The sequence below is a fragment of the Lacticaseibacillus porcinae genome, from assembly GCF_003946305.1.
Taxonomy (GTDB): domain Bacteria; phylum Bacillota; class Bacilli; order Lactobacillales; family Lactobacillaceae; genus Lacticaseibacillus; species Lacticaseibacillus porcinae.
The window spans coordinates 1-1,770 of the sequence record NZ_RHNS01000032.1; the positions used below are offsets into that span (position 1 = coordinate 1).

Here is a 1,770-nt window from a genome sequence, read left to right on the forward strand (position 1 = left end):
AAGGTAGTCCTTTGAAAACTGAACAAAGTTTCGTAAATGTGATAGGGCTTTTCTTAATTGAAAAGAATTAAACATGACGCGAAGTCAATTCGCTAGTAACAACAAATCGAGCTATTCAAATAACTCATTATATGAGAGTTTGATCCTGGCTCAGGATGAACGCTGGCGGCGTGCCTAATACATGCAAGTCGAACGAGGTTTTGTTGAATGATTTCTTCGGAATGAATTCTTTAAAACCGAGTGGCGGACGGGTGAGTAACACGTGGGTAACCTGCCCTTAAGTGGGGGATAACATTTGGAAACAGATGCTAATACCGCATAAACCTCAGAAACACATGTTTCTGAGTTGAAAGGCGGCTTTCGAGCTGTCGCTTTTGGATGGACCCGCGGCGTATTAGCTAGTTGGTGAGGTAAAGGCTCACCAAGGCAGTGATACGTAGCCGACCTGAGAGGGTGATCGGCCACATTGGGACTGAGACACGGCCCAAACTCCTACGGGAGGCAGCAGTAGGGAATCTTCCACAATGGACGAAAGTCTGATGGAGCAACGCCGCGTGAGTGAAGAAGGTTTTCGGATCGTAAAACTCTGTTGTTGGAGAAGAACACGTTTGAGAGTAACTGTTCAGACGTTGACGGTATCCAACCAGAAAGCCACGGCTAACTACGTGCCAGCAGCCGCGGTAATACGTAGGTGGCAAGCGTTATCCGGATTTATTGGGCGTAAAGCGAGCGCAGGCGGTTTCTTAAGTCTGATGTGAAAGCCTTCGGCTTAACCGAAGAAGTGCATCGGAAACTGGGAAACTTGAGTGCAGAAGAGGACAGTGGAACTCCATGTGTAGCGGTGAAATGCGTAGATATATGGAAGAACACCAGTGGCGAAGGCGGCTGTCTGGTCTGTAACTGACGCTGAGGCTCGAAAGCATGGGTAGCGAACAGGATTAGATACCCTGGTAGTCCATGCCGTAAACGATGAATGCTAGGTGTTGGAGGGTTTCCGCCCTTCAGTGCCGCAGCTAACGCATTAAGCATTCCGCCTGGGGAGTACGACCGCAAGGTTGAAACTCAAAGGAATTGACGGGGGCCCGCACAAGCGGTGGAGCATGTGGTTTAATTCGAAGCAACGCGAAGAACCTTACCAGGTCTTGACATCCTATGCTAATCTGAGAGATCAGACGTTCCCTTCGGGGACATAGTGACAGGTGGTGCATGGTTGTCGTCAGCTCGTGTCGTGAGATGTTGGGTTAAGTCCCGCAACGAGCGCAACCCTTATGACTAGTTGCCAGCATTAAGTTGGGCACTCTAGTAAGACTGCCGGTGACAAACCGGAGGAAGGTGGGGACGACGTCAAATCATCATGCCCCTTATGACCTGGGCTACACACGTGCTACAATGGATGGTACAACGAGTTGCGAACCCGCGAGGGCAAGCTAATCTCTTAAAGCCATTCTCAGTCCGGACTGTAGGCTGCAACTCGCCTACACGAAGTCGGAATCGCTAGTAATCGCGGATCAGCATGCCGCGGTGAATACGTTCCCGGGCCTTGTACACACCGCCCGTCACACCATGAGAGTTTGTAACACCCGAAGCCGGTGGGGTAACCTTTTAGGAGCTAGCCGTCTAAGGTGGGACAGATGATTAGGGTGAAGTCGTAACAAGGTAGCCGTAGGAGAACCTGCGGCTGGATCACCTCCTTTCTAAGGATAGGCCCTTCGGGGCCACGGAAACCTATCACATGAAACTTTGTTTAGTTTTGAGAAGATTACCTTCTCA

The 1,770-nt window shown here is 50.2% G+C and carries 1 rRNA gene; it reads left to right on the forward strand.

From position 1 onward, the window contains the following. Positions 1-127: 127 nt before the first annotated feature. A 16S ribosomal RNA gene (locus EKM92_RS13480) occupies positions 128-1,694 on the forward strand. Positions 1,695-1,770 lie beyond the last annotated feature (76 nt).